Source organism: Candidatus Laterigemmans baculatus, from assembly GCF_010367455.1.
GTDB classification, from domain to species: Bacteria; Planctomycetota; Planctomycetia; order Pirellulales; family Pirellulaceae; genus Laterigemmans; species Laterigemmans baculatus.
Window position 1 is genome coordinate 13620 of the sequence record NZ_WRPR01000149.1, and the last position, 26339, is coordinate 39958.

Sequence of the window (26339 nt, forward strand, 5' to 3'; positions counted from 1 at the left end):
GTCAGAGGACTCCAATTCACCACTACCCTCCCCCCGGAAGGATCGGGCTCTCAGGCCCGGGGAGGGCCTGCTGAATTCAGCCGCGCTCCGTGCTCGACGTTGCGCATCGCCCTCCCCGCTCGTTCCTCGCGACCCTCCCGGGGGGTGGGTATCGCTACCGGTTTTCTGAGAGAGCTTAGATTCGCGCGGTGTCAGGCTCTGGAAAGTCAGGCTGGAAAGCCGGACGGACCGGGCGTCAGCGCTGGCCGATCAGGGCTTGCAGCTTTTTCCAGGGCCGGGTGTTGGCCACGTCGGCTGCGGTCAACCCGCCGCGGCGGGCTTGCAGGACGCCGTATCGCATCACGTCGAGGCCCTCGGGCGAGTGGGCATCGGTGTTGATGACGATCGGAATCCCATGCCGGCGAGCCGCGGCACAGTGGATGTCGTGCAGATCGAGTCGCGCCGGATGGGCGTTCAGTTCCAACAGGGTGCCGGTTTCCGCTGCAGCGGCGAACACTTTCTCCATTTCGACTTCATAGGCCGGGCGGCGATTGATCAAGCGGCCGGTGGGATGGGCGATGCAGGTGACATGGGGGTTGTGAATCGCTCCCAAAATCCGCTCGGTAATTTGTTCCCGCGACTGCTTTTGACCGTAGTGCACGCTCGCCAGAACCCAGTCGGCTTCGGCCAACACCTCGTCGGGCAGATCCATCCCGCCCGCCTCGAGGATGTCGCACTCGATCCCTTTGAGGATCGTCAGCCGATTCCTGTACTCCTTGCGAATCTCCTCGAGCTCTTCCCACTGGGCCAGCAACCGCGCGGGTGTCAGCCCATTGGCCATCGAGACTCGGCGGCTGTGGTCGGTGATCGCAATGTATTCCAGGCCCCGCTCGAGCGCCGCATCGGCCATCTCTCGGATCGTCGCCGTACCGTCGCTCGCCGACGTGTGCATGTGCAGATCGCCGCGAATTGCATCGAGCGTGAGCAGCAGCGGAAGTTTGTCGTTCTGGTCGGCCCACTCAAACTCGTAGCGGTCCTCGCGGATCTCGGGAGGGAACAGGGGAAGCCCGAGCGTCGCGTAGACCTCTTCCTCGCTGCGGCCGGCGAGTCGCTTGTTACCGTCCTCGCCGAACACGCCGTATTCGTTGATCTTCAAACCGCGGCGGCGGGCGATTGAGCGGAGGTGAATGTTGTGAGCCTGCGAGCCGGTGAAGTACTGCAGCGCCGCGCCAAACTCCTCGGCTTCCACCATCCGCAAGTCGACTTGCAGCGAACCGCCGACGCGGATCGACATCTTCGTTTTCTTCTCGTCTCCCCGCAGAATCGTCTCGGTCCGTTCCGGGAACGCCTGCAGATGGTCCATCACCGCGTCGCGGTCGCTGGCCACGCAGAGCATGTCGAGGTCGCCGACCGTCTCGCGGCCGCGGCGGTAGCTTCCGGCAAACTCCAGTTGCTCGACCGCCGCGCACTGACGCATGTACTCGCGGAGCTGCCCGACCACGACGTCGGCGTCAGCCCATCGCATCCGCCGGTCCGCCGCTTCGGCGATCTCCAAGCCTTCGAGGATGGCTTGCTCGGTTTTGGCTCCAAAGCCTTTCAGCTTGTGGACTTCGCCCGCTTCACACGCTTTGCGAAGCGCTTCGAGGCTATCGATGCCGAGTTCGCGATGGAGCTGAGCCGCTTTCTTGGCACCCACGCCGGGGATTCGGACCATTGCGAGCACCGAGCTGGGAACCTCCTTGCGAAGGGCCTCGAGCTGCGGAAGCGAGCCGGTTTTGAGCAGGACCTGCGATTTCTCGACCAGTGTCTTGCCAATCCCGGGAACTGCAGCCAAATCGCGTTCGGGATCGGCGAGTATGTCGCGGACCGGTTCGTCCAAGTCGCGGATCGCCCGGGCACCATTGCGGTAGGCCCGCACGCGGAACGGGTTCTCGCCTTTAAACTCAAGCAGCTCGGCGAGTTCTTCAAAGCAGTCCGCGATCTTGCTGTTGTCCATCTCAGCGACCGGGCGACGACGACCAGCCGGAGTTGTCATAGACCCGCTTCGGCCGCTGCGGCGGTTGCCCGTGGTCCACGAAGTTCGCCACGGGGCGGACGTCCCCGCGGGAGTCGACCGGCTGCGGCTCGCTGATCGTGCGGGAATTCGCCTCGCCGCGGCTCGCATCGCTCTGCCAGTGAATCGGCTTGTAGCCCCAGTGCTGAGCCTGAGCGACCCGGCCCTCGGCCTCGCTCGGTGCGACCAAACGCGGCTGGGAGTCGCGGGCCGGACGGTGTCCCTGCGCGTCGTTGCTCCGCGGATACGGATACTCCGGCGCCGGCAGCGGCCGGATATCAGTTCGCGGAGCGGCCGTCGGAGGCTGCAGCTGCGGTGCGGCGAGCGGCTGGGAAGGGCGAGCCTGCGTCGTGCGTCCCGAATCAACCGAAGCGGCCCGATCGACCGAAGCGGCCCGATCGACCGAAGCGGCCCGATCGACCGAGCGGGGCCACCAGGTCGGCGCGGGCTCAGTCAGCGACGTCGAGGGCGAGTTCGACGTGGCGGACGACAAGGGGCGTCCGCTGGGATCCAGTTGCGGCTGGGGAACCGTCGATTGGTCGATGCTCGGGCCATACGGATTCGGCGCCGAAGTCCCCGGAACAGTCCCGTTGGCCGGAACGGTCCCGTTGGCCGGAACGGTCCCGCTGGCTGGGAGCGGTGGAGCGTAGTAACCGGCCGGCGCGTTGGTGCCTCCGGAGTACCCAGTGGCCGGCGCAACCGTGCCGTTACCGAGGGTGCCGTGACCCAGGGTCCCGCTTGCCGGAGCCGTGCCGCCGTAGGGATTGTAGGCTGGGGCGGTGGCCGCCGGTGGGCAATATCCCGGAGCCGGAGCGACCGCGACCGGCGCTTGAGCCGCCGGAGCGAACGAGGTGACCGGCGACCGCTGGAGCTGCTGCTGGTAGGAAGTGCATGGCTGCTGAACGACGACCGCGGCTCCGGTGTTCGGATCGGTGGTCGTCACCGGCCGGTAGTACGTCACCGGCGCCGAGTAGTAGGACGAGGAGTAGCTCGTGCCGAAAAACTTCGACAGCCCGCCCAGCAGTCCCGGACGCGATGCGGGGATGCCCGGGTAGGTCTGAATGGTCGACGGGACCGTGTTGACGGGCACTTGATACGCCGTCACGGGAGCCACTGCCGCGGGAGCAGCGGCCTGCGGGTAGACGTTCCCCGTGCCGTAGAACGAAGTCTGCGGCGTCGGAGCGACCGGGAAAGTCGTCCCCGCCGGGGGCGAAAACATCCCATACCCCCGGTCGTTCGCCCCTTGAGCGGGGATCGCCGCGGGGTACGCCGCCGAATAGCTCGGCATCTGGAGTGCGGAGGCGCCGGTTGCGCTACTTGGCGCGACCACCGCGGGGGCCGCTGCGACCGGAGCAGCTGCGACCGGAGCCGCCGCCGGAGGATAGGCCGCCGCGTAAGTCACAGGCGCTACCGCGGGAGCGTAAGCGGCTGCGTACGGGTAGGCCGCGGCGTACGGATAGGCTGCCGCGTAGGGGGCGGTGGTTGCGGCCGGGTAGGCCGCGGCGTAACCGGCTGCGTACGTCGGAGCGGGCGCCACCGGCACGTAGGCGGCGGTGTGGTGTTTGCCGAACAGCCAGTCGCACAGCGGGCCCCCATGAGCGGATTGTTCGGGGAGGGCCAGGCCGGCGACAGCCAACAACGTGGCTGCGGTTTTGTGTTTTGCAAACTTCAGTTGAGACATGCGTCACCAAGGAGGTGCGTTCGAATGAAAGGTCCGCTCAAGTGTTGGACTTAAATGCTGAGAAGGCCACAAGTCTTTCACTGCAATTTTCCAATAAATCAGGCGGTTGAGCGGTGCCGCGGGTGGGGATGCGCTGGTCCGGCAGGATGTTGCGCCGCCACGGCGTTCCGGTCGCTGCCTGAGCCGCCTGAGCCGTCACCGCAGCGGGGGCTACGGCAATCGGCTGAGGCGAGCGGAATCGCGGGCATGTCCCAGTGCGGCTTTGAGAATGGCATCGTCCTCGACCGTCGCCAAGCGTCCATCCTCGGTGGGCCGAGCGGCGATGTAGGTCGGCTGGACGGTCACGTGCGGGGCGACGCCGCGCTCGCTGATCGCGACGTTGTTGGGCGAGTAAAACTTGGCGGTCGTCAGGCAGAGCCCCGCGTGGGCCGACTGCATGCGGAAGATGCCTTGCACGCTCCCTTTGCCGTAGGTCCGCGTGCCGATCAGCGTCCCGCGGTTCTGGTCGCGAATCGCTCCGGCAAAGATCTCGCTGGCACTGGCGCTGTCGCCGTCGATCAACACGATCAGCGGAACGTCCCAGGTGTTGGTGTCGTGGGCGACGTAGTCGAAGTTTTCTCGGGCGTTGCGGCCACGCGTGGTCACGATTCGGCCGCGAGTGACGAAGTGGTCCGCAACCTCCACGGCGGCGGAAAGGAGCCCGCCGGGGTTTCCTCGCACGTCGATGATCAACTGTTGCATCCCCTGGCGATGCAAGTTCCAGAGTGCACGCTCGACGTCGCGGGTCGTCGTCTTTTGGAAGTTCGTCAGGCGGAAGTAACCCACGCCGCGATCCGGGTCGGCCAGGTGTACGTTTTCCACGCAGGGAACTTCCACGCGACGACGCTGCACTTGCAGATCGCGACGCTGGCCATCGGCTCCGAGGATCCCAACGCGAACGTAGCTGTTCTCCGGACCTCGCAGCAGATCGGCCACATGATCGGGATCGGCCGAATCGGTCCGCGTCCCATCGACTTCGATGATCGAATCGCCGGGGACGATCCCCGCCACGTCGGCCGGTCCTTCAGGTATCACGTTGACGATCGCCAGCCGGTCGGTGTCGGCTTTGAGCTCAACGCCGAGTCCCACGAAGTTACCCTCGATGTTGGAGAACGTCTCGTCGAGCTGGGCGCCGGTCAGAAACCGCGAGTAGGGGTCGAGCGTCAGAATCGCCCCGCACACGTATTCCATCACGGTCGCCGTCCCGCTCAGTCCCAATTCCTGGCGAGCTAGCCCGGCGACATAGGCAGCGTTGGCTCGCAGGTCGAACCGCGTTTCCGATGGCCGCGAGATCACGTAGCGGTGAACCGTTTGGCGGAAGGCCTCGATTCGCTCTGCCGGGACATCGGCCAATTGCTGCTGGCGGAAAGCTTTCTCGGAGAGCGCCACCTCGAGCGAGGCGGTGCCATGCAGGAGCAGCTTCGCCCAATCGGGCTCTTCCACATAGTGCGTCTCGATGTTCGCGAGCACTTCCGCGTACAGGTCGAGCGCCTGCTGGGTTGGCAGACGTCGTGCGGCGTCGACGAAGGAGCTATCGTCGTAGCGGCGGCGGACGTCGTAGTGCAGTCGGCTGATCAGCAGCCGCTGACGAAGCTGCGCGTCTTCCTCCCAGGTGCGGAGGGCCGACTCGTAGTGGCGGATCGCGTCCCCCCAGAGCTGCTCACTCTCGAGCTCCAGACCCTCGGCCAAAGCCGTGGAGGCGGTGGAGCCGGCAGCCGCACCCGGCTGAAACTCCTCGGCAGCCGTGAGGCGGGGTCCGAAACCGGCCGCAACCCAGGCTGCAGCAAACCAAAAGACCAAGGTGCGGAAAGTAGCAGTCATGCGCGTTGTCCGTCTGACGCGGGCGGGAGATCCGGCTCGGGAGGAAAGCCGGAGTGGCCCCGACAAAAGCGGCGGCCACGGGAATCTAGCTCACAGTTCATGCCCGGTCAAAAATCCGTTGCGGGCTTCTGGGCTCGGATTCCGCACGACCTGCGTGCTCCGCAGAGCCAGCGACAGATCGATCCGGATGTGCGGTCTGTTCCGCACGACTCGTGCCAAAAAAGATCAGGGAATTTTTTGCACGAGGCCGCCCGGGGGGCGGGCCCAGTTGCCGTGACTGTTTGGAGCGCTTCCCGGCGCGAGGTCGACGATCGCCGCTTCACTTCCTTCGTCCAGCGATTCGTCGGTGGGCGTCGCAGCAACGGTATGCGGCGCTGTAGCCCCGGTCAACGATCGCCCCGGCCGCCCGCACTCGCCACTCAAGCCGGCCGAGCCCCGGGCGGTTTCTTGAAGCCATGCGGTCGATGTTGACACTGCGCGGCGGCTGCTTCTAACCTTCCCGCCGGACGCCCCCTTTCGCCGCTCTGCCCTGGCCGCAGGACTCCGCAGTCGCTTTGTCACGACACCGAGTTTTCACGGATGAAGATCCCGGCACGGATGCCGACGAAACACCGCGTGTCGCCGGGCGACCGGCGATGTGATTGCGCGATCGCGGATCGACCAGCGGAGGTTCGCCGCGGGCTCTTGGCCGCCTGCAGCCTCACGCTGGTCCTTGCAATCAGCGGATGCGCTTCGACCCAGTATCTCACACTGCGTTCGACGCGGGAGAATGCACTCGCCGGGACACTTAAGCTGGTCTCCCGGCAAGGTCCCCAGATCCGCGACCGGACGGCCCATTTGCTACGCCGCTATGGGCTGTCGGATCAGTATGCAAAAGATCCCGTCGGCACGATTGAAGCGCTGCGGACGCGAACCGACGCCGCGGATGCCGATGAGCGGAAGTTCGCCGTCGCGGAACTGGCGTATATCGAGGGCAAGCGAGCTGAACGCGAACGCCAGATCGGCCAGGCGCTCGATCACTACGCCGTAACGCTGATCAGCAGTTACGACTATCTGTTTTCAGAGGATTATAGCGCAACTCGCAATCCTTATGATCCGCAGTTCCGCGGTGCCTGCGACCTTTATAACGAAGCGCTCGAAGATACCTTGCGGTTGCTCTGCGCCGAACACCAGTTGCGGCCCGGCCAGAACTACACCATCCAGACCGGGAAGCGTGAATTCACGATCGAAACCAAAATGCGCGGTAGTTGGTCGGCCGAAGATTTTGATCATTTTGAATTCGTCAGCGATTATCAGATTCAAACTCTCAACAATCGCCATAAGACCTACGGACTCGGCGTGCCGCTGATCGCGGTTCGCAAGCCACCGGTCGATTCGAGCGGCGTCGAGGCCTACTATCCCGAGGGAGTGAGCTTTGCGGTGACCGCGATGATTCGCGGTGTTCGCGATCGACGCTCCCGTCAGCCCCAGGCCGCGATCGCTTCGGCCCATGATGATTCCGACGCTGGTTATGGAGCCTTCCGCGGTGGTGCCGGCGAGCTGCAGGCTGTGGAAGAGGGTCGCGAGCACACCCCGCGGTGCGTGTTGGAGTTCTTCGACCCGCTACGTCAGAACCAAATCTATCTGGCGAACCAGTGGGTTCCATTGCAAACCGATCTGACGACCCCGCTCGCATACTTTCTCGACACACCACAGTTTCGCAAACGGAATACGCCCACCGCCGGCCTGCTCGATCCCAATCAGCAGCAGGAGACAAAGGGTCTATTCATGCTAGAACCCTATGACCCGGAGCGGATTCCGGTCGTCATGGTGCATGGGTTGTGGTCGAGCCCGCTGACCTGGATGGATATGTTCAACGACTTGCGGAGCTTCCCGGAGATTCGCGAGCGTTATCAGTTTTGGTTTTACCTCTACCCTACCGGTCAACCCTTCTGGATTAGCGCAACACAGATGCGGGCCGATCTGGTCAAGGCTCGGCAGGTATTTGATCCTCGAGCCGAACATGCGACGGTCGATCAAATGGTACTGGTCGGGCACAGCATGGGAGGGCTGGTCAGCCGGATGCAGTCGATCGACAGCGGCGATGAATTCTGGCGAATCGTCAGCGATCAACCAATCGACCAGCTTCGCGGAGAGCCCGAGGATGTGCAGAAGCTCGTCAGCACGCTCAAATTCCGCCCCAACAATTCTGTCGCTCGCGTGATCACCATCGCGACGCCGCATCGCGGCAGCGATTTCGCCAACGAGTACACGCGGTGGCTGGGGCGGCGGCTGATCAAATTGCCGAACTTTGCGGTCAGCACTGGCAACCGGTTGGCGAAGGAGAACCCCGACTTCTTCAAGGACAGCGAACTGCTGACGATGAACACGGCCATCGACTCGCTCGCTCCCGACTCACCGATCTTCCCAGTGATGCTCCGCGCCAAACGGTCGCCGCGCGTCGTCTACCACAACATTGTGGGAGTCGTCGACAGCGAGAGTTGGCTCGGCAGCGTGGCCCCTGCCTCCGACGGAGTGGTAGCATACCCAAGCGCGCACATGGATGACGTGGAGAGCGAGTTGATCGTCAACGCCGACCACACCACGATTCATACCGAGCCCGAGTCGATCCTCGAAGTCCGGCGGATCTTGCTCGAGCACATCGCCGAGATCGACGCCCAGGACCGCGTCGCCCGCGAAGGAGTTCGCTCGCAAGCCGTGCAACCCGCCGCAGCGATCCGTCGCGAAGAGGCAACTGCGAAGCCGCCCCGCTACCGCTTCGGGCTCGAGCCCGCCCAGTGAGCCGAAGGCGCTAGCCTCGGGCCTCCTTTCTTCTGAGCCGAAGGCGCTAGCCTCGGGTCTTCTTTCCTTTGAGCCGAAGGCGCTAGCCTCGGGCCTTCTTTCCCTTGAGCCGAAGGCGCTAGCCTCGGGCTTTCGCCAGCTCGGCATCTCCGCTGCAGAACCCGCGGCTAGCGCCGTCGGCTGAGGGTTCTCTGACAGCGTTCCGTGAGGCCGAACCAGTTCACCGTACCGCCATCGTGCTGAGCGCCGCGGTGCGGACGAACCGCGACAGCGGTGCAACGGTTCGCATCTGATAGACCTGCGGCTCGCTCGCCGCAGACTTTTCCGCGGGCTTCTCAGTGGCGGGCTGGGCGGCGGCGTTAGCCGGGGCGGACTCGGTGGCGGCCAGGACGGACGCGAGCTCCGAGCCGTCGAATTCGAGGTCGAATTCCAATTTCTCGGTGGCCGGGGCCTGACGGGGCGCCGCTGCCTGATGGGGCTCGAGTTCACCGCGGAGCACGCGGACATCGCGGGGGGCTTCGACGCCGAGGCGAATCGAGTTGCCCTGGACGCGGAGCACGGTGATGGTGATCTCTTCGCCCAAACGGATTTGTTGGTTGACTTTGCGGGTCAAGACGAGCATGGCAATCTCCTTCTGCCGTTCCGAAGAGGTTCGGTGGTAGCTTCCTTTTTGGTCAGCACCGCGTCGCTCGCAGTGCGGTGACTCTTAAGAGCACGAGCCGTGCCAAAAGTTCGGTCCCGACCGTCGCCTTGTGTCGCAACCAATTGTCTCGCAATCAGTTAAGGTAAATCCAGCGAGTCCGGGTTTGGGCTCGCGGGGCGGCTCCCGCGGAATCTTTTACAACCGCTTGTAATCCGCCCGCCCGTCCTCGTACTCAGCGCAGCGGTACTCGTACTCAGCGAAGCGGTACTCGTACTCAGCGAAGCAGTACTCGTAATCGAGGTCCGAGGACAACGGCGCAGGAGCTCCATCTGCTTATCGGGATCGGCACCGGCTCTCAACCGGATTCGAGTACGAGTACGAGTACCGCTGCGCTGACTACGAGTACGATTTCGAGTACGAGGACGAGTACGCGTCCGACTGGCGGACCTCTGGACTCGGCTTAGGGTGCTAGGGGATGATGGGCGGCAGGACCGCGTGACGACGTGGTGCCGATCGTCCCCCGCCCGAGGAGTGAACCGCGTGCCGATGCTCGACCGTGCCGAATACGTCGAACAGGCACACCTCTTCAAAATTCTCGTCGCCCGGCTCAGCGAGCAGATCCCGCTTCAAGACCTGCTCGGGGTCCTCCGCCACGAGTTGCTGGCCAGCACCAAACTGCCGATGGCGGTCGACTTCCTGCTGACTGAGCTCAAGCACAGTGGGATGATGTCGCCAGCGATGCTCCGGCTCGGCCACTACTTCACGCCCTACCAGGCCTACTTGATCAGCGAAGCGGAGGCCGAGCGGGGGCAGTTCGATATGCGGATTGCGGTCCGCATCCTGCAAGCCGAAGCGGAGTACCGAAGCGAAGGAGCCAGCCCGCAGGGGATTTTCTTCTTCCAGTTCGAGTCGATCTCTCGCAATCGGCTGCGGTACAGCCCGGGGCTGAAGGCGATCAGCCAGGACCCGGCGTACGATGAGCCCTGGACGCACTTTATTCTCGAAGTCCGCAACCAGGTGGGGCTGATCGATCTGGCCGACTTGATCTTCATGCGGTCGGAGGACTACCACCGCCGCCGGACCGCCGCCGGGGCCGACAATTCGAAGCTCCCACCGCCGCTGTTCGGTGAAAAGGAAGGCCGGATTGCGTTTGCCAATCGCCACAAAGATCCGCTCTACCTCTTCTCCGCAATGCAGCGCCACCTCGGCTACCCTCAGGTACCGCGGCCCGAACCGCCGGACCCCAGCAAGGAGCTGCTGCCACAGCTGATGCGACGGATGGAGCGGCTCGAGACGCGGATGAAGCTGATGGAAGAGGAGAATCGGCAAGGGATCGACATCACCAAATTCTACGGCGACCGCCCCCCGAGTCCCTAGAAAGTCGCCTTTCGCTCCGCTCATAGTCGCCTTTCGCTCCGCGAAAGTTGTGTTCAGTGCGCTACTTTCGCGGAGCGAAAGGCGACTATCGCTCCGCTAGGCGATCAGCTCCTCGATGACGTTTCCGTGGACGTCGGTCAGGCGGAAATCGCGACCGGCGTAGGGGAACGTCAGCCGTTTGTGGTCGAAGCCCATCAGCTTGAGGATCGTAGCGTGCAGGTCGTGGACGTGGACGCGGTTTTCCTCCGCGCGGAAGCCGAGCTCGTCGGTGGCTCCGTGCACATAGCCACCCCGGACTCCGCCGCCCGCCATCCACATCGAGAAGCCGTGGTGGTTGTGGTCGCGGCCGTTCATCTTGCCTTGATTGCTTCCCTCCTTGGGCATCTCGACCACCGGCGTGCGACCGAACTCCCCGCCCCAGATGACCAGCGTGTCTTTGAGTAAGCCCCGCTGCTTGAGGTCTTTGAGCAGCGCCCCGATCGCCTGATCGCACTCGCCCGCCAAGGCGCGGTGACGGGCTTCGAGATCATCGTGGTTATCCCAAGGCTGCCCCGCGCCGTGCCAAACCTGCACGTACCGCACGCCCCGCTCGACCAGCCGCCGGGCGATCAGAATCTGCCGGGCTTGGGTTCCCGGTCCGTACAGGTCGAGAATGTGCTGGGGCTCGCGAGAGACGTCGAACGCTTCGGCCGCTTCGGACTGCATCCGGTAGGCGAGCTCGAACGATTGGATCCGGCTCTCCAGTCGCGGATCGTGTTCTCGAGGTTCCTGATGCACGCGGTTGAGGGCAGCGAGCAGGTCGAGCTGCTCACGCTGATCGGACCGCGATAGCCCGTCGTTGGTGACGTGTTCGATCAGCCGATCGATTCGCGTTTGACTGCTGTCGACGTACGTCCCTTGGTAGACGCCTGGCAGAAAGCCGGCTTGCCAGTTCTGCGTCTCCTTGATCGGATAGCCGCCGGGACACATCGCGATGAAGGCGGGGAGGTTTTGGTTCTCGGTCCCCAGGCCATAGGTCAACCATGAGCCCATGCTGGGGCGCACCAGCCGCGACTCGCCGGTGTTCATCAGCATCAGCGACGGCTCGTGGTTTGGCACGTCGGCCCGCATCGAGCGGATCACGGCGATCTCGTCGATCGACTCGGCGGTTTTTGCGAACAGCTCGCTGACTTCGATGCCGCTTTCGCCGTAGGGGCGGAACTTGAACGGCGACGGCATCACCGCGCCGGTGGGCCGCTCGGTTTTGAGATTTCCGCCAGGTGCTGTTTTACCCGCGAATTTTTCCAGTGCGGGCTTGGGATCGAACGTGTCGACTTGGCTGGGCCCGCCGTTCATGAACAGATGGATGACGTGCTTGGCGCGGGCCGGGAAGTGGGGTTCGCGGGGGGCGAGCGGCCCGTTCTGATCCAGGCTGTTCCGTGTCAGCCCATTCTCAGCCACCGCCGCCGCGACGCTCTGGCCATCGGCGAGCAATTCGTGCAGCGCGAGGCCGCCGATTCCCATGCCGCAGGCCCGCAGCATTTGCCGCCGCGTGTATCCGCCGCAGCCCGAGTGGTGGCCGTCGCTCGAAGAGTCGTGATTCATGCGATGCATCCACGGTCGATTGAGGAGATCAGTCGACGAAGGCGAACTCGTTGCTCATCAACAGTGCCTGCGCCAGTTGCTCGCGGCGATTGAGGCCGGGCTTCGGGCCGCGGCGATCACCGGGACCACGAAAGTCGTCTTGGGAATGAAAGGCGTAGCTGGTTTGCTCGACATCGAGGCGTATTGCGAGCTCGCTGGAAAAACCGTCGAAGCTGGTCGTGCCGTTGTCGTCGACCACGAGATCGAGCGGCTGCCCCGCGGCGACGTCGACCTGCAGCGAGCCAGAGCTCTGGCGGTTCTCGTGCGCCACACCGCTCCAGAGAACCGCTTCGCCGAGGACCAATGTCGCGCGGACTCCGTCCCCTTTGGGGTTGGGATGGTTGACGCTCGCGGAGACCTCCACGCGGCCGCCGCGAGGGGCGATCCAGCGGCGGACGACTGCTCGCTTTCGACCGCCGCCTGGATGTCCGCCGCGGCTGGTGAGCGAAGCATAGCCCCACTCGGGATGCGGGAACTTCTCGCCTCCCGCATACCGGTTTTCGCTGAAGTGGGGAAAGGGCTGAAACTCGCTGACCGTCCCTTGCTCGTCGAGCGTCGCGATTCCGTACTGCCAAGCCGATTGGTAGTCGACGGGCTCGAAATCGTCGGCCGGTTCGCGCACAAAAGCTTCGGCCAAACTGCGTTCCCGATCGCTCGGGGATCGCCGCAGCACGCGTCGGTAGAGCGCTTCGACGAATCGTTCGGCGTCGTCCGCTGATCCGCTCGGCGGCGAGTTGTCAGTCGCGGAGGCTGCGAGTTCGCGCTCGACGGCCGCGGCGGAGTCCCGCGCCGCTTGCAGTGCAAACGGGCTGTTCATCAAGTACAGGGCTTGCTGCGGGACGGTCGTCGCGTGGCGTTCGGGCGTGTGGGCGTCGGGGCTGGCCAGATCAAAGACGCGAAATACGCCCGGCAGTTGCTGGCGGTCGATGAAGGCGTAGACGGTTCGCCGCGGCGGTGTGGAGGCCTCGGTGATCTTCACCGGCTCACCCCCGAGCGTTCGCTGGAGATGGCCCGAGACCACCAGCGTCGAGTCCCGCAGCGCTTCGAAGCCGAGCCGCCGACGATTGCCGCGGGCCAGCAGCCGGTTCTCGGGGTCGGCTTGCATCTGCCGCTCGCTGGCACGGGATCGCTGCTGGTACAGGTGCGTCAGCACGATGCGGCGGACGAGCCACTTCGTGCTGTACCCTTGGGCGACGAACTCCGCGGCCAAGTCATCGAGCAACTCGGGGTGGGCTGGTCGCTCGGTGCGAACGCCAAAGTCGCTCGGCGTGTCGACCAGGGGACGCCCCAGCAAATGTCCCCAGACGCGGTTGACGTAGACGCGAGCCGTCAGCGGGTTTGCCGGGTCGGCGATCCGCATCGCGAGATCGAAACGGCCGCTGCCGGTGGTGAACGGTTCCGGGGTGGCGTCTTCAAGAATCGAGACGAACTGCCGTGGTGCGACCGGGCCGCGGTTGCCGGCTTGGCCGCGCACGAACACGCGAACGTCTTGCGGCTTCTCGATGTCGGTCATCCGCAGCGGCCACGGACTGTCGTCCCCTTCCTCGGTCTGGCTGCTGTTGAAGACGCCGTACAACGCGTAGTAGTCGGTCGTCGGCACCGGATCGAACTTGTGGTCGTGACAGCGGGCACAGGCGACGGTCAGTCCGAGCAGTCCACGCGTCACGACGTCGATCCGATCGTCGATCGTATCGTGTTTGGAGAGGAAACGCCGGCCGATCGTCAGGAATCCCATGGCGTCGAGATGCCCCTGTTCGCCTTCGGGATCGAGCCGATCGGCAGCCAACTGGTAACGAATCATCTCGTCGTAGGGCAGGTCGCCGTTGTAGTGGCGGATCAGCCAATCCCGGTACCGCTCGCTGCCACGCAACCGACGCTCGCGGCCGGCGAGCGTGTACCCGATCGTGTCGGCGTACCGCGCCACGTCCATCCAGTGCCGCGCCCATCGCTCGCCGAATTCGGGCGACGCCAGCAGCGAATCGACCAGCCGGGCATAGGCGTCGGGCCGCTCGCTGGCGACAAAACGCTCGACGGCAGCTTCGCTCGGCGGCAGCCCGGTCAGATCGTAGGTCAGCCGGCGAACGAGGGTCCGTCGATCGGCCGGCTCGGCCGGAGCGAGTTGGTGTTCGGTCAACCGTTCGGCGACGACTGCATCGAGCACGTCGCGGGCGGAGTCGGCCACTACCTGCGGCGGCGGAGTCCGCTCGGGAAGCTGAAACGCCCAGTGCTCTCGCGGATCGGCCGCCGGCTCCGCATCTTCCGGTTCGTGCTCGAGCGGCTCGCGAGGGTCGTACGCACCGCTGGCGATCCACTGCCGCAGGACTTCGATCTCCTCGTCCGCGAGCTTCCCTTCCGGGGGCATTTGAAGATCGGGCGAGTCGTACTTCACGGCAGTCAGCAGCAAACTCTGTTGCTCATCGCCAGGGACGACGGCCGGACCACGCGAGCCGCCGCGGCGGGTGGCTGCGGCGTCGTCGAGCCTCAAGTCGCCGGAGGAATCTCCCAACTCGAGCGAGTGGCAGTCGTAGCAGTGTTCGACCAGCAGCGGACGCACTCGCGACTCGAAGAAGGCCTCCTCTTGGCGGTCCGCAGCGATCGCCTCGGCGGCACCGGCCCTCCCCGCCAGCGGCTCCAATCGAGCGGCGCCGAGCAGCGTCGCTAGGATCAGGAACATGCGAAGAGTCATCGCTGGCCTGTGAGTGGGCATCGGTGGCCTGTGCGAGGGGAGTGGCACGGGAAAGGACGCTTCGCAGGCGGGACCGCTCCCATCGCAGCGACAGGAACGGCGCGAAGCGACAGGCGAACGAAACCCGCTCGCCCGTCCTAGCTACCGATAAAGTATAGCTGTGCGGTGGTCGGGGGAGCAAATCCGCGCCCCCACCCGCTTTACTCGTCCGAGGCCCGCATGACCGGAGTCAACAGCGGGCTGGAGGAACAGATTTCCGAGTCGCGGAAGTACAGCTGCCGCTCCCGCTCGGCCGCTTCGGGACCGTCGGAGGCATGGACGAGGTTCATCTGTCGGCTGCTGCTGAAGTCGCCGCGGATCGTTCCCGGAGCCGCTTTGAGCCCGTTGGTCGCGCCGAGCATCTCGCGAACGACCGAGATCGCTTCGAGCCCTTCGAGGACCATCGCGACGATCGGTGCCGAGGTGATGAAGGCCTCGAGTCCCGGGTAGAACGGCTTTTCCACGTGTTCGGCGTAGTGTTGCCGAGAAAGTTCGGGCGTCACGCGGAGCATTTTCATCGCCACGATCTGCAGCCCCTTGGCTTCGAAGCGAGCGGTGATTTCGCCGATCAATCGGCGCTCTACACAGTCGGGTTTGAGCAGGACGAGTGTCTGTTGCATGGGAGTGTTGGTTCGATCGGTTGAGCACGGAATTGCGAAGGCCGCAATTGTGCCCCAACGGCGAACTAGCGTGAAGGGTGGTCAGCCCGCTCCCGATTGGGGCTAACGCCTCAACCTTGCTGAGCCGTAGGCGCTAGCCTCGGGCCTCGCGGTCCCCGGAGGTTCCGCTGCAGAACCCGCGGCTAGCGTTGTCGGCGCAGGGTTTCTGACCGAGTCTAACGCTGGAGCGGCCCCCAGAAGGGACTCGACGCCGGCTGGCCGGCAACGCTCGGCGAAGCGGGAGGCGCTGCCGGCGGGACCGGCAGCCCCTTGGCGGCAGCCAGCCAGGGGAGGCGAACGTATTCGGGATCAATGAACCGGGGACCGTCTTGCGCAGGACCGTGGTGCACAGGGCCGTGGTGCACAGGGCCGTGGTGCGCAGGCGAGTCGTAATAGGTGGCCGGCGGAGCGTCGGCGAGATGCCCCGCCCGGCGCGGCTGGCAGGCATGGTAGCCATCGCCCCAGCCGATGCCCAACCAGCGGCCGAGTTGGTTGCCGGCTGGCGTCGCGCGGTTTTCCTGCCCGCGGGCGTGGCCGCTGAATCCAAAGTCAGCACCGGCCGCGGGGACCGCTGCGGTCGAAAGGACCGTGCCGCTGCAGCAGGCCAACGTCAACGGCAGAGTGAGCGACCGCAGGGTGGAGTGGAGGGAGGTGCGCATAGCAGCTACCGGCAAAGGGGGGCGGGAGGTGTCGGCGCGAGCGAGCGCCGCTGGCAGGACTTTCGACCGTCTGCCCGGCCGGGCACCAGCGGTTGTCGGGTTAAGGCAGTTCGTCGGTCGAGAGGGCCTGGCGCGGCAATCGGCCCTGTGACGCTTGTCGCAGTCGCACCGCGTTCAGCTAAAACCCGGCTCAGTAGGGGCCCGGCTCAGACCACCGCCGCTGGCAATGGCTGGTCGAACAGACCGGCCAGCAGGTTGTCGGCGGCGATGCGTGCCATCGCTTCCCGGGCCTCACGCGTGGCGCTGCCGATGTGCGGAGCGATCACACAGTTGGCGGCCTGGGCCAGCGGATGTTCCGGCGAAAGCGGCTCGGGATCGGTGACGTCCAATCCGGCTCCGAGCAGCGGCCCGTTGCGGAGAGCCTCGAGCAGCGCATCCTGATCCACCACTCCCCCGCGTGCCGTGTTGACCAGCACCGAGCCTGGCTTCATCCGCTGCAAGGCTGCGGCGTCAAACATGCCCGCGGTTTCCGGATTGAGGTCGCAGTGGATGGAGACGAAATCGCTCTCCTCCAAGAGCTCTTCGAACGAGACGCGACGGGCTCCGGTGGCTTGCTCGAGGTCTCGCTTGTCGCTCCGGGCCGTGTACAGCACGCGCATCTTCCAACCGCCATGTAGCCGCTGGGCGACTGCCGCACCAATCCGCCCGCCGCCGACAATCCCGATCGTGCGGTCACTCAATTCGACCCCCAGATAGCCGAGCGGCTTCCAGGTTTGCCAGCGGCCCTCGCGAACATCGTCGACGCCTTCGCGGAGATGGCGGGCGGCGGCCAGCAGCAGGGCAACGGCCATGTCGGCGGTCGCTGCGGTAAGGACGTCGGGCGTGTTGCCGACTCGGACCCCACGCTTTTGCGCTTCGACGGTGTCGATGTTGTTGTAGCCGACGGCGTAATTGCTGACGACTTTCAGCTGCGGTCCGGCCGCGGCAAATACCTCGGCGTCGATCCGGTCGCTGAGCAACGTCAGCAGCCCTGCCGCACCGGGCACCTTCGCCAGCAATGTATTGCGGTCCGGGGGCAATTCGCCGGGCCAGACTTCCACGTCGCAGTGTTCCGACAGCCGCTCCAGGCCGATGCAAGGAATCTGCCGGGTCACAAACACACGCGGTGCAGCCATACCACTTTCTTTCTTAGATGTAGAACATCGTTTCGGGGCTCTCGGTGCACTGCCGCACGAGATCGATCAGCCGCGTCTGGGCGAGGATCTCGCGGGCGGCTTCGTCAGCTTTGGACCAGACGCCGCGGAGGGCCGCGAGCTCGCTGGATTGGTCATTCGCATCGGCGGCCGGGGAAGCTGACTCGCCGCAGCCGATTGCCTCGGCGATGTCCATCAGCGTGACCCGCTCCGGTTCGACCGCCAAGCGATACCCGCCTTGGCTCCCGCGCGTGCTGGTGACGAACCCCGCGGCCTTCAGCGTCTGGAGGATCTGCACCAGGAACGGCTGCGGAATCTGGTGTTGGGAGACGATCTCGCGAAGCGTGACCGGCCGCTCCTGATCGTGGCGGACGGCCAACTCCAGCATCGCTAGACAGCCGTAATGCACCCTCGCGGAAACCTGCAAAGCAATCACCCTCGAAAACTTGGGGAGAGGAAAGCGGAACCGAGCTCAACTGCTATGCAGCCCGCATTCGGTTTTCTCGAACCCACTCCAGCGACCCGCCCGCTCGTCCTCTCCGTCCATCACGCTCCGGGTGCAGGGCCAGCAGCCGACGCTGGGGTAACCGCGGTCGTGTAGCGGGTTGTAGGGAATGTTTTGGGAGGTGATGAGGCCCCAGACCTGCTGTTTGGTCCAGTTCGCCAAGGGGCTAACTTTGACCAACTGGAATTTTTTGTCCCAACCTACAATCGGGGCCTTGGCCCGGTCTGGGCTCTGGTCGCGACGGATCGCACTTGCCCAGGCGTACTGGCCGCGAGCGGCGCGGTGCAGCACTTCAAGCTTGCGTTCACCGCAGCAGCGGTTGGGGTCGGTTTTGTAAACCGGACCGCCGTTGGCCGCTTCGTACTGCTCGACCGTCAGCTCGGGATACTTGTACTCGACTTCGATCCCATAGCGACGGCGGACCGTCTCGCGAAGCTCGAGCGTCTCTTTGAACTGGTAGCCCGTCTCCAAATTGAAGATCGGTGTCTTCGGTGCCACCTCGGCCAGCATGTGGATCAAGCACATCCCCTCGGGGCCGAATGCAGTCGCCATCGTGAATCGGGGAGCAAACCGCTCGGCCGCCCACCGCAAGATCTCTTCAGGCGAAGCCGACTCGAGCCGCTGGCTTTCCTCGGCTAACTCGGCCAAAAACGTCTCGGTCGGCTCCAGCGGCGGATCAGCGGCCAAGGCCCCCCGCAATTCCAGCTGATCCGAAGCATCCCCGGGGACATCATTGAGGACGCGGAGCTTGGGAGGAGAGGATGCGCCCGACGAGGCTACTGGCAGAGATGAGGACGTGCGGGCTGGAAGCGGCGCGGCCATGGTGGAACCCGTTTCGATCGACGGCAATGATTGCGGAAGAACAGCAATACTACAATGATGATCCAAAAGGTCAAGTATGCGTATCATCGGCCGCTGATCCGCCGCCACTTGGCCCCTTTTTCAGCGGATTTGCACAATCCGTAGCCTCGCTCTGTGCAGCCAGTGCCAGCCGCCCGCCGCCCAAAATCTCCCCCCACCCCGCCCCAACTCTCGCTAACCTCAGGAGCCGGCCGCCCGCGAGTCTCCGCGCCAATCAAGGCCCTCCCGCAGAACTCGGCTCCCCCGTTGTGCTCCGGCCCCTTTCCTCCCTGACCCCCTTTCCCACCACTGACCACCTGTCCTCCCTGGGCTCTGCACCTATTTCGAAAGACTGGGGGGGAGAGCGGAAGCGGGGCGTTGGGGATGGTTGGGTGGGCGTAATCGAGATCCACCACAGCTCTGGAGGAAGAGCTCTCGCCCCCTTCCGAGTCTCTGACCCTTTGGCGCCTCTAGATGATTCTCCTCGGGGCTCTGACCCCTCTGTGCTAGTAACCCCTTTGCGCTACTAGGTTGGCGAGCTTGGGAGGACGGGGTTGTGGGGGCAGCTTAGGTCGTCGCGACCGAGGCTCCGTTAGGAAGTTGCTCGTCAGGGCAGTGCCCCCCTTCCGAACTCGGCTCTCCCGTTGTGCTCCGGCCCCTTTCCTCCCTGACCCCCTTTCCCACCACTGACCCCCTGTCCTCCGTGGGCCCTGACCCCAATTCGAAAGACTGGGGGGGAGAGCGAAAGCGGGGCGTTGGGGATGGTTGGGTGGGTGTAATCGAAATCCACCACAGCTCTGGCGGAAGAGCTCTGCCCCCTTCCGAGTCTCTGACCCTTTGGCGCCTCTGGAGGATTCTCCTCGGGGGCTCTGACCCCCTTGTGCTAGTGACCCCTTTGCGCTACTAGGTTGGTGAGCTTGGGAGGACGGGGTTGCGGGGGCGACTTGGGTCGTCGCGACCGAGGCTCCGTTAGGAAGTTGCTCGTTAAGGCAGTGACCCCTTTGCTCGTTACGGCTATGACCCCTTGCGGGCGCTTGCTGCTAAATTGGAGGGCTTGAGAGGGTCGCGTTGCTGGGGAAGTTCAGGTCCTCGCCGCCGCAGCCCTGATAGGGGGAGTCTCGTTAGGGCTATGACCCCTTCTGGGCGAGGGCTGTGACCCCTTCTGGGCGGTGACCCCTTCTGGGCGGGCGAGCTTGGGAGGGTGGGATTGCGGGGGCAGCTTAGCTCGTGGCGGTCGAGGCTCCGTTAGGTAGTTGTACGTCAGGGCTGTGACCCCTTCTGTGGTGTGCAGGGCCGCTTGATGGACGGGGGGGCTGGCGAGGGTGGTGAGCTTGGGGTTCCTGGGTGGCCGGAGGACCGTCAGGGCTCTGACCCCTTTATGCTGGGGGGCGTCTCCTTAGGGCTGTGCCCCCTTGTGGGGGTTTAGGCTGTGACCCCTTCCGAACGGTGACCCCTTCTGGGCAAGAGCTGTGACCCCTTCATGTCAAGCGATCCGAACTGCTAGCGTTGGGGCTGTGACCCCTTCCGAACTAGTGACCCCATCCGGGCACTCGGTAGACTGGAGGGTCTGGCGAGGATAGGTGTCTTGGGGTCTGCGGGTGGCCGAAGGGGAGTCTCATTAGAGCTGTGACCCCTTCTGGGTTAGGGCTGTGACCCCTTCTGGGTTAGGGCTGTGACCCCTTCTGGGCAGGGCCCTAACCGCTTGCAGGGCCTCTCGGTAGACTGGATGGGCTGGCGAGGATGGGGGAGGTTGGTTTCTTCGGGTGGCCAAAGTCTCGTCAGGGCTCTGACCCCTTTGGGACTGACCCCTTTGTGAGAGAGGGAGCTGACCTCTTTCTGTTTCCCCTCTTGAGGGTGGGGCGCGATTCGGCGGGTTGGTGTGCTCCTGATGGGGTGTGGGCGTCGGATCGGTGTGGGGGTTCAGGTGGCGAGGTCGATGTGCAGCCGCTCGACGATTTCGTCCGGCCCTCCGCTTTCGCTGCTACCCTCGTCCGTCCTTTGCTCTTCGGCAACGGTGCCCGATCCGGCGAGGATCGCCATCCCCACAATGGCACTTGCTAGCGATCCGAACAGCACGCCCACCTTGGCCGAGCGGAGGAGGCTTTCCTCCAGCGCCAACTCCGTGATGAACAATGCCATCGTGAACCCGATCCCTGCCAAAAATCCGCCGCCGATGATGTGCCGCCAACGGACTCCGGCCGGATGCGGAGCAATCCGCAGCTTGATCGCCAACCAGCAGATGAGCACGATCCCGAGCGGTTTGCCAACCGCCAAACCGACGATCACCGCGAGCGCCACGGGCGAGACGATGTCAGCCAACTCAAAGGCCACCCCCGCGTTTGCCAGCGCGAACAGGGGCATGATCAAAAAGGCCACCCACGGGTGGAGCAGACGGATCAAGTACTCCAGCGGCGAAACGACTTCCCGCGTTACCCGGCGAAACCGCACCACTCGTTCGGCCAGTCGCGACTCCGATTCCCAACGCTCGCCCTGCAGCCCATGCCGCGCTCGGCTCAGAACATCGGCGATCAAACCGCGATTGAGGTAGGCGTGGGCCGGCGTCATCAGCCCCAGAATCACGCCGGCGATCGTGGCATGCACTCCCGATTCGTGGAACCCTAGCCAGATCCACGTTCCCATAAAGACATAAATCCCCATGCTGCGGACGCCTACCCGCTGCATCAGCCACACGACCGCGATTCCGACACCTCCGAAGAGCAACCAGTTGAACTCGATCCCCGAGGTGTAGCCGACAGCGATCACCAGAATCGCGCCGATGTCGTCGACGATCGCCAGCGAGAGCAGCATCACGCGGAGGTTGGCCGGAATCCGCCGACCGAGCAACGCCATGCAGCCGACGACAAAGGCAATGTCGGTGGCCATCGGAATGCCCCAGCCATCCTGCCCTTCCTGGCCAGCCTGCAGGGCCAGGTAGAGGCCCGCCGGAACCAGCATCCCGCCGAGCGCAGCGGCAACGGGTAACGTGGCGCGGCGAATCTCTCGCAGTTCCCCGAGCACCAGTTCCCGCTTCACCTCCAGCCCAATCACGAAGAAGAAAATTACCATCAGCCCATCGTTGATCCAGTGCTTGAGCGAATGGTTCAGTTCGAATTCGCCCAAGGAGATCCCGATCGGGAGCTTCCAAAACCCCAGAAAGCTTTCCGCCCAGGGAGAGTTGGCTAAGAGGAGCGCGGCGACCGAAGTGGCCAGGAGCACAAAACCGCTCGACGCTTCGATGTGCATGAAGCGGGCGAGCGGTTTGATCCAGACGTGGATCCGTTCGTTGGGCAGCAAAGAGGGTTCGTCGGAGTCGTGATGTTCGGCCATGGTCTCGAAGGGGCTGCGGACGGATTCGCGGAAAAAGCTTACAGCGGCAAAAGTGTCAGCGGACCAGGTCGGCGCTGGTTCCCCAAACGCCCGCGAAGACCTGCTCGCTGAGCGGCAGCCGAGTGCGGGGTTGGCGGTCGCGGGAGGCAAGGGGATCATCTGCATCGCGGGCCTCCCCGGGATAGCCAATCGCGATCGCCGTTTGCGGCTCGTGGCCCTCGGGAACGCGATACGCCTGGCGAACGCGGCTGAGATTCACGCCTGCCATTTGATGCACCTGCAATCCTTCCGCGGTGGCTTGCAGCGCCATGCCGGCCGCGGCGGCCCCCAGGTCGTGCAGGGCCACGCGGTTCGGCTTGCCGTTGCGGCGAAACGTCGTGCGGATCACCGTCAGCAACAACACCCCGGCGTGTTGCGCCCACTGTTGGTTCGCCTCCAGAAGACACGACAGCGCGGTCTCGAATGCCTTGCCATCTTGCCGCCTCGCAAACATGAACGACCACGGCTGATCGTTGTAGCTGCTCGCCGCCCACCGCGCCGCCTCGAGGCAACGCAGGACCTTCGCATCCTCGACCACTCGCGGCTCGAACCGGTAGGGGCTCCACCGCTCAGCAATCGCTGGCAGTACCTCGTGGTCGGTTTCGGATCGCATGAGTCTCTCCAGGGGGGGCAGGTTCAGTCGCTCGCCGTACGGCACAATCTTCGTCGCACCAGCCGTCGGGCGCTAGCCCCCCGAATTCCGGAAAACGGTAAAACCGAACGCAAGAAGCGTGGCGGCTGATGGGGTGAGAAGCTTCCGGCCACCGCCTATAGTCGATGGACGTGAAACGCGTCGTCCGGCAAATTCTCTTTGGCTAGATCGATCAAGTGCTGGTGGTGGGTGAAGAAAACCACCTGCGTCTTGCGGCCAATCTCCGCGAGCACGCCGAGTGCCGCTGCCGATCGCTGGTCGTCGAACTGGACCAGGATGTCGTCGAGGATCAAGGGCACCGGGCCGCGCCGCTCGAGGTGCGCCTCGAGGCTGGCCAAGCGGAGGGCGAGGAAGAGCGCATCGGCCGTCCCTTCGCTCAAGCAGGGAGCCGGAACGGCCGCGTCATCGGGGCCGCGGATCCCGACCAAGATCGGCGTTCCTTTGTCGTCGAACTGGGGCCGCAGGGCGTGGTAGTCACCGCAGGTCAGGCGGCTGAAGATCGCTTCGGCGCGGCTCAGGATCGGCCCTTGGTTTTTCTGCCGGTAATCCTCGATGGCCCGGCCAAGGGCAACCGCGGCGACCCGCAGCTGGGCGTAGCTCCGCGCTTGCCGCGCCGCCCGCGCCGTCAGATCCTGGATCTGCTGGCCGATCTCCGCCGCCTGTCCGCTCCCATCCATCGACTCGACCACGCTGCGGAGGGCGCCGACCTGCTCACGCACATCGCCGTGCTTCCCCGCGAGCGACTCGGCGGAGATCCGCAGCTGTTCGATCTCCGCCGCCAGGGGCTCGCTTTCGCAGGCGAGGCTGTCGGCGACCAAGTCCTCGAGGGGCCGTCCGGCGGCTAGTCGTTCGAGCTGCGATTCGGTTTGCCGGAGTTCCGTTTCGAGTCGCCGCCGTTCCGTCGACCGCCGTTCGATTTCCGGCAGTTGATCGACCGCTTCGCATCCGACTTCGCGGCACAGCTCCCGCAAGATGGCTTCGAAACGCACGATCGAACGCTCGGCGGTTTGCATCTGTCGTTCATTTTCTTCCCATTGCTCGGTAAGAGTCTGGCGTTCACGTGCCGCTGTCTGAAACTGAAGCAACCGCTGATGGAGCCGGTCCATCGCCTGGTAGGGCGACATCGCGTCCAAGGCAGCATCCTCAAGAATCCCCGCGGTGTCGGCGACGAGCGCCGCGACCTGGGCGGCGAACGCCTCGCTGTCGCGGCGGATTCCGTCGATCCGCTGCTGGTGCTGGTCCCGCTCCCGTTTCTTCTCGAAAATCTCGTCGATCCGACCCACGCGGTGACGGACCTCGTCTGGGGTCGCATCGGCCGGAGCTCCGATCGGTTCAACCGCAGCAGCCCATTCGGCCTGCCACCGTGTAAGACGCTCCGTGGCCGATGCAAGTTCGCCCGCAATCCGTTCAGCCTGCGTCCGCAGCTGGACGACTTCCTTTTCGGCCGCCTCGTACGCCTCTCGCTGCTTGGCCAACCCATCCCGCAACCGCTCGGCCGCATCGCAGAGGCTGAGCAGATCCTCGCCCTCGGCAAAGTCGCTCTCAGAGCCGTCTCTCTTGGGGCCGTCTCTCTCGGGATCGGGAAATAGACTCGCGGTGCCCGAGCTGGCGGTGCCCGAGCTGGCGGCAGTGCGCGCGGCAGCCGGTTGGGGACGCACGCCTCGAGCGGCGGCCAGCGACGTGCGGACGGCTTTGACGGCAGCGTCGCGATCGGCAACCAAAGCAGCCACCGCTCGATCCGCGGCCTCCGCCTCCGCCACGGCTTCCACGACCGCCTCGTGCGCGTCCAGCCAGTGCCGCATCTCGTCGGGCCAAGCTGCTTCGATCCCAGCTTTCTCCCACAGCGTCCGCCACTCCTCCCAGCACCGATCGCGAACCTGCTCGGCCGTCGCCAGTCGCTGTTGGAGTTCGCTGCCCTCGTGCTCGAGCGCTGCCAGCTGCGATTCGGCCCGCGCCCGCTGGGCGACCCGTTCGGCTTCCTGCCGCATCCGGTCGACGATCCGGTCGGCGTGCAGGATCGCTCGCCGGAGGGCATCGCGAAGGGCATCGCGGCGGGCGTCGCGGCGGGCGGCTGCCGCAGCGTCGGCGGTCGCGACCCACGACTCGAGTTGTTCATCGCGCTCGCGACGAGCGGCTTCCAGTTCGGCTTCACTGGGAATTGCATGCTCGCCGCGCAGTCCCTCCAGTTCTGCGTTCAGCCGGGAGCGGTTTCGCTGCCAAATCTTCGCTTCCCCCTCGAGCCGCTCGTGTTCCGCGACAGCGTCGCTGAGTGCTTGTGCCACCCGCTGGACGGTCGGTTCGGCGGGCGGACGCAGCCGCACGGCCTCGCGGAGCGAGCCATGAAAGCCGCTCAGCCGTCGCACCGCCGCGTCGGCTCGGGCCGCGTGGTGCGCGGCGACTTCTTCGGCTTTGCGAAGCTCGCTCAGCAACCGCTGGGGATTGCCGACCCGCCGCAGCACCGCGTCGAGTGGAGCGGGATCGGCTGGCGGCTCACTCACCGTCCACTGCTGTTCGGCCAACGCCAGATCGCGGCGGCTCGCGGACAAGCGGGCGGTGTCGGATTCGACCTGCTGGTGAAGCCGAGTGCCTTCGTCGGTGAGCCGCCAGATGCGATCCTTGACCGCGTCGGGGATCCGCAGCGAATCGAGGTCGACGTCCGCCGAGGAGCCGATCCGGGCGAGCAATTCGGCGATATCCGCGTCGGCCTGGTCGCGGCGTTTTTCGATCCCGCGGAGATGCTCGCGGGCTTCGTCCCGAGCTCCGACCTGGCGGGCAAGCGATTCGATCCGCGGCGCGAAGGGAGTCAACGCATTCTCGTTCGGCAGCGCCGCCAGCCGTTGCTGGAGTTTTGCCCCCCGCTCTTTCAACTGGGTGTGCTCGACCGCGGCCACCCGCAGATCGATCTCTGCTTGTCGGCGGCGAGTGCTGAAGGCTTCGTCGAGCAGCGGCACGTCAGCGAGCGGTTTGAGAGTTTCGCGGATCGCCTCCCGGGCGTGGGCCAGGGGGACCGCTTCGAGCGTCCGTTCGGCAGCAGCCAGCTTGGTCCGCACCTCGACCAGTTGCTCGGCGAGCTGATTCGATTCGTCGCGAGCGGCTTCGAGTTCCGCACATCGCCGCTTGTATTCGTTCGTCGGCAAGGTTGCCGCCCGCATCGCGGTGCGGAGCGTGTTCAGCTCGCTCAGTGTTTGATTCAGCGCAGGCTTCGTGCCGCTGGGCAAAAACAGATCGCGGCATTCCTTCTCGAGCCTCGCTTGGACTTCCCGCAAGCTGCTGACCCCAACGCCGGCGGCGAACAGGATCTCTCCCATGTCCCCCTGCCCTTCGACGATCGCTCGGCCTCCTTCGACCAGCCGGTCGCGGTCGAGCCCAAATCCCTGGATGAACGACTCCTCGTCCATCCCGCCGAGCATCGCGGCTAGCTCGGCCGGGTCGATCGCCTCGCTCTCGTCCGGCGTCAGCAGCGTCTTGGCTTTTCCCTTGCGACGGACGCATTCGAGCGCGCGGCCGTCGGCCGCCGAGAGCCGTCCGCCGACGCGGAGATTCGCGTAGCTGTGCAGATAGCTGTCGGTGCTTCGCGTCGGGACGCCGAACAGCCAGGCGAGGATCGCCCGCAGGCTGGTCGATTTGCCCGACTCGTTGGGTCCGTAAATTAGATGAAAGCGGTTCGGACCGGCCGACAAATCCAGCGACGTGTCGGTGAAGCGGCCAAAAGCCTTCAGATCAACGCGGTCGATGCGCACGGG

General features: G+C 65.0%; 16 protein-coding genes. 2 read left to right on the top strand and 14 right to left on the bottom strand.

All coding sequences use genetic code 11. The features are described from left to right. Positions 1-235 precede the first annotated feature (235 nt). From polX to GNK13_RS21045, 3 genes are all read right to left on the bottom strand, one after another. Positions 236-1975 (bottom strand): DNA polymerase/3'-5' exonuclease PolX, encoded by a 1740-nt coding sequence (polX, locus tag GNK13_RS21035; protein ID WP_164104644.1) that lies wholly within the window; start codon positions 1973-1975, stop codon positions 236-238. A gap of 1 nt (position 1976) precedes the next feature. Further along, on the bottom strand, positions 1977-3713 hold the full coding sequence (locus tag GNK13_RS21040; protein WP_164104604.1) for a hypothetical protein: 1737 nt from the start codon (positions 3711-3713) through the stop codon (positions 1977-1979). A gap of 210 nt (positions 3714-3923) precedes the next feature. Continuing rightward, entirely contained in the window at positions 3924-5573 is a 1650-nt protein-coding gene (locus GNK13_RS21045; protein ID WP_164104605.1) for a S41 family peptidase, read from the bottom strand. 579 nt (positions 5574-6152) lie between these two features. On the opposite strand from GNK13_RS21045, the gene GNK13_RS21050 reads away from it, so the two are divergent. Then, positions 6153-8354, top strand: coding sequence for an esterase/lipase family protein (locus GNK13_RS21050; protein ID WP_235935386.1), 2202 nt, complete (start codon positions 6153-6155; stop codon positions 8352-8354). A 220-nt stretch (positions 8355-8574) separates the two neighbouring features. Here GNK13_RS21050 and GNK13_RS22020 read toward each other — a convergent pair whose 3' ends face one another. Next, positions 8575-8976, bottom strand: coding sequence for a carbon storage regulator (locus tag GNK13_RS22020; protein WP_164104606.1), 402 nt, complete (start codon positions 8974-8976; stop codon positions 8575-8577). Positions 8977-9543: 567 nt separating this feature from the next. Here GNK13_RS22020 and GNK13_RS21060 point away from each other — a divergent pair. Beyond that, the gene (locus tag GNK13_RS21060; protein WP_164104646.1) at positions 9544-10374 is read left to right on the top strand and encodes a hypothetical protein; all 831 of its coding nucleotides are present in this window, start codon (positions 9544-9546) and stop codon (positions 10372-10374) included. A 96-nt stretch (positions 10375-10470) separates the two neighbouring features. Here the strand turns inward: GNK13_RS21060 and GNK13_RS21065 are convergent, their stop codons facing one another. The 10 genes from GNK13_RS21065 to GNK13_RS21110 all read right to left on the bottom strand — a co-directional run bounded on the left by GNK13_RS21065 (position 10471) and on the right by GNK13_RS21110 (position 26336). Continuing rightward, positions 10471-11958 carry a DUF1501 domain-containing protein gene (locus GNK13_RS21065; RefSeq protein ID WP_164104607.1) on the bottom strand — a complete coding sequence of 496 codons (1488 nt, stop codon included), beginning with the start codon at positions 11956-11958 and terminating at the stop codon, positions 10471-10473. Between the two features lie 28 nt (positions 11959-11986). Next, entirely contained in the window at positions 11987-14683 is a 2697-nt protein-coding gene (locus GNK13_RS21070; RefSeq protein ID WP_235935387.1) for a PSD1 and planctomycete cytochrome C domain-containing protein, read from the bottom strand. Between the two features lie 200 nt (positions 14684-14883). Beyond that, entirely contained in the window at positions 14884-15342 is a 459-nt protein-coding gene (gene ndk / locus GNK13_RS21075) for a nucleoside-diphosphate kinase (RefSeq protein ID WP_164104608.1), read from the bottom strand. Positions 15343-15557: 215 nt separating this feature from the next. Then, the gene (locus tag GNK13_RS21080) at positions 15558-16040 is read right to left on the bottom strand and encodes a hypothetical protein (RefSeq protein ID WP_164104609.1); all 483 of its coding nucleotides are present in this window, start codon (positions 16038-16040) and stop codon (positions 15558-15560) included. Between the two features lie 206 nt (positions 16041-16246). After that, a complete protein-coding gene (locus GNK13_RS21085; protein WP_164104610.1) occupies positions 16247-17215 on the bottom strand; it encodes a 2-hydroxyacid dehydrogenase in 969 nt (322 codons plus the stop codon). A 13-nt stretch (positions 17216-17228) separates the two neighbouring features. Further along, on the bottom strand, positions 17229-17660 hold the full coding sequence (locus GNK13_RS21090) for an RrF2 family transcriptional regulator (protein ID WP_164104611.1): 432 nt from the start codon (positions 17658-17660) through the stop codon (positions 17229-17231). 45 nt (positions 17661-17705) lie between these two features. Beyond that, on the bottom strand, positions 17706-18560 hold the full coding sequence (locus tag GNK13_RS21095; RefSeq protein ID WP_164104612.1) for a phosphoadenylyl-sulfate reductase: 855 nt from the start codon (positions 18558-18560) through the stop codon (positions 17706-17708). A gap of 1938 nt (positions 18561-20498) precedes the next feature. Then, positions 20499-21905 carry a Na+/H+ antiporter NhaA gene (gene nhaA, locus GNK13_RS21100; protein ID WP_164104613.1) on the bottom strand — a complete coding sequence of 469 codons (1407 nt, stop codon included), beginning with the start codon at positions 21903-21905 and terminating at the stop codon, positions 20499-20501. Between the two features lie 55 nt (positions 21906-21960). Then, on the bottom strand, positions 21961-22557 hold the full coding sequence (locus GNK13_RS21105; RefSeq protein WP_164104614.1) for a nitroreductase family protein: 597 nt from the start codon (positions 22555-22557) through the stop codon (positions 21961-21963). Positions 22558-22712: 155 nt separating this feature from the next. Continuing rightward, positions 22713-26336 (bottom strand): YhaN family protein, encoded by a 3624-nt coding sequence (locus tag GNK13_RS21110; protein WP_164104615.1) that lies wholly within the window; start codon positions 26334-26336, stop codon positions 22713-22715. Between the last annotated feature and the right edge of the window lie 3 nt (positions 26337-26339).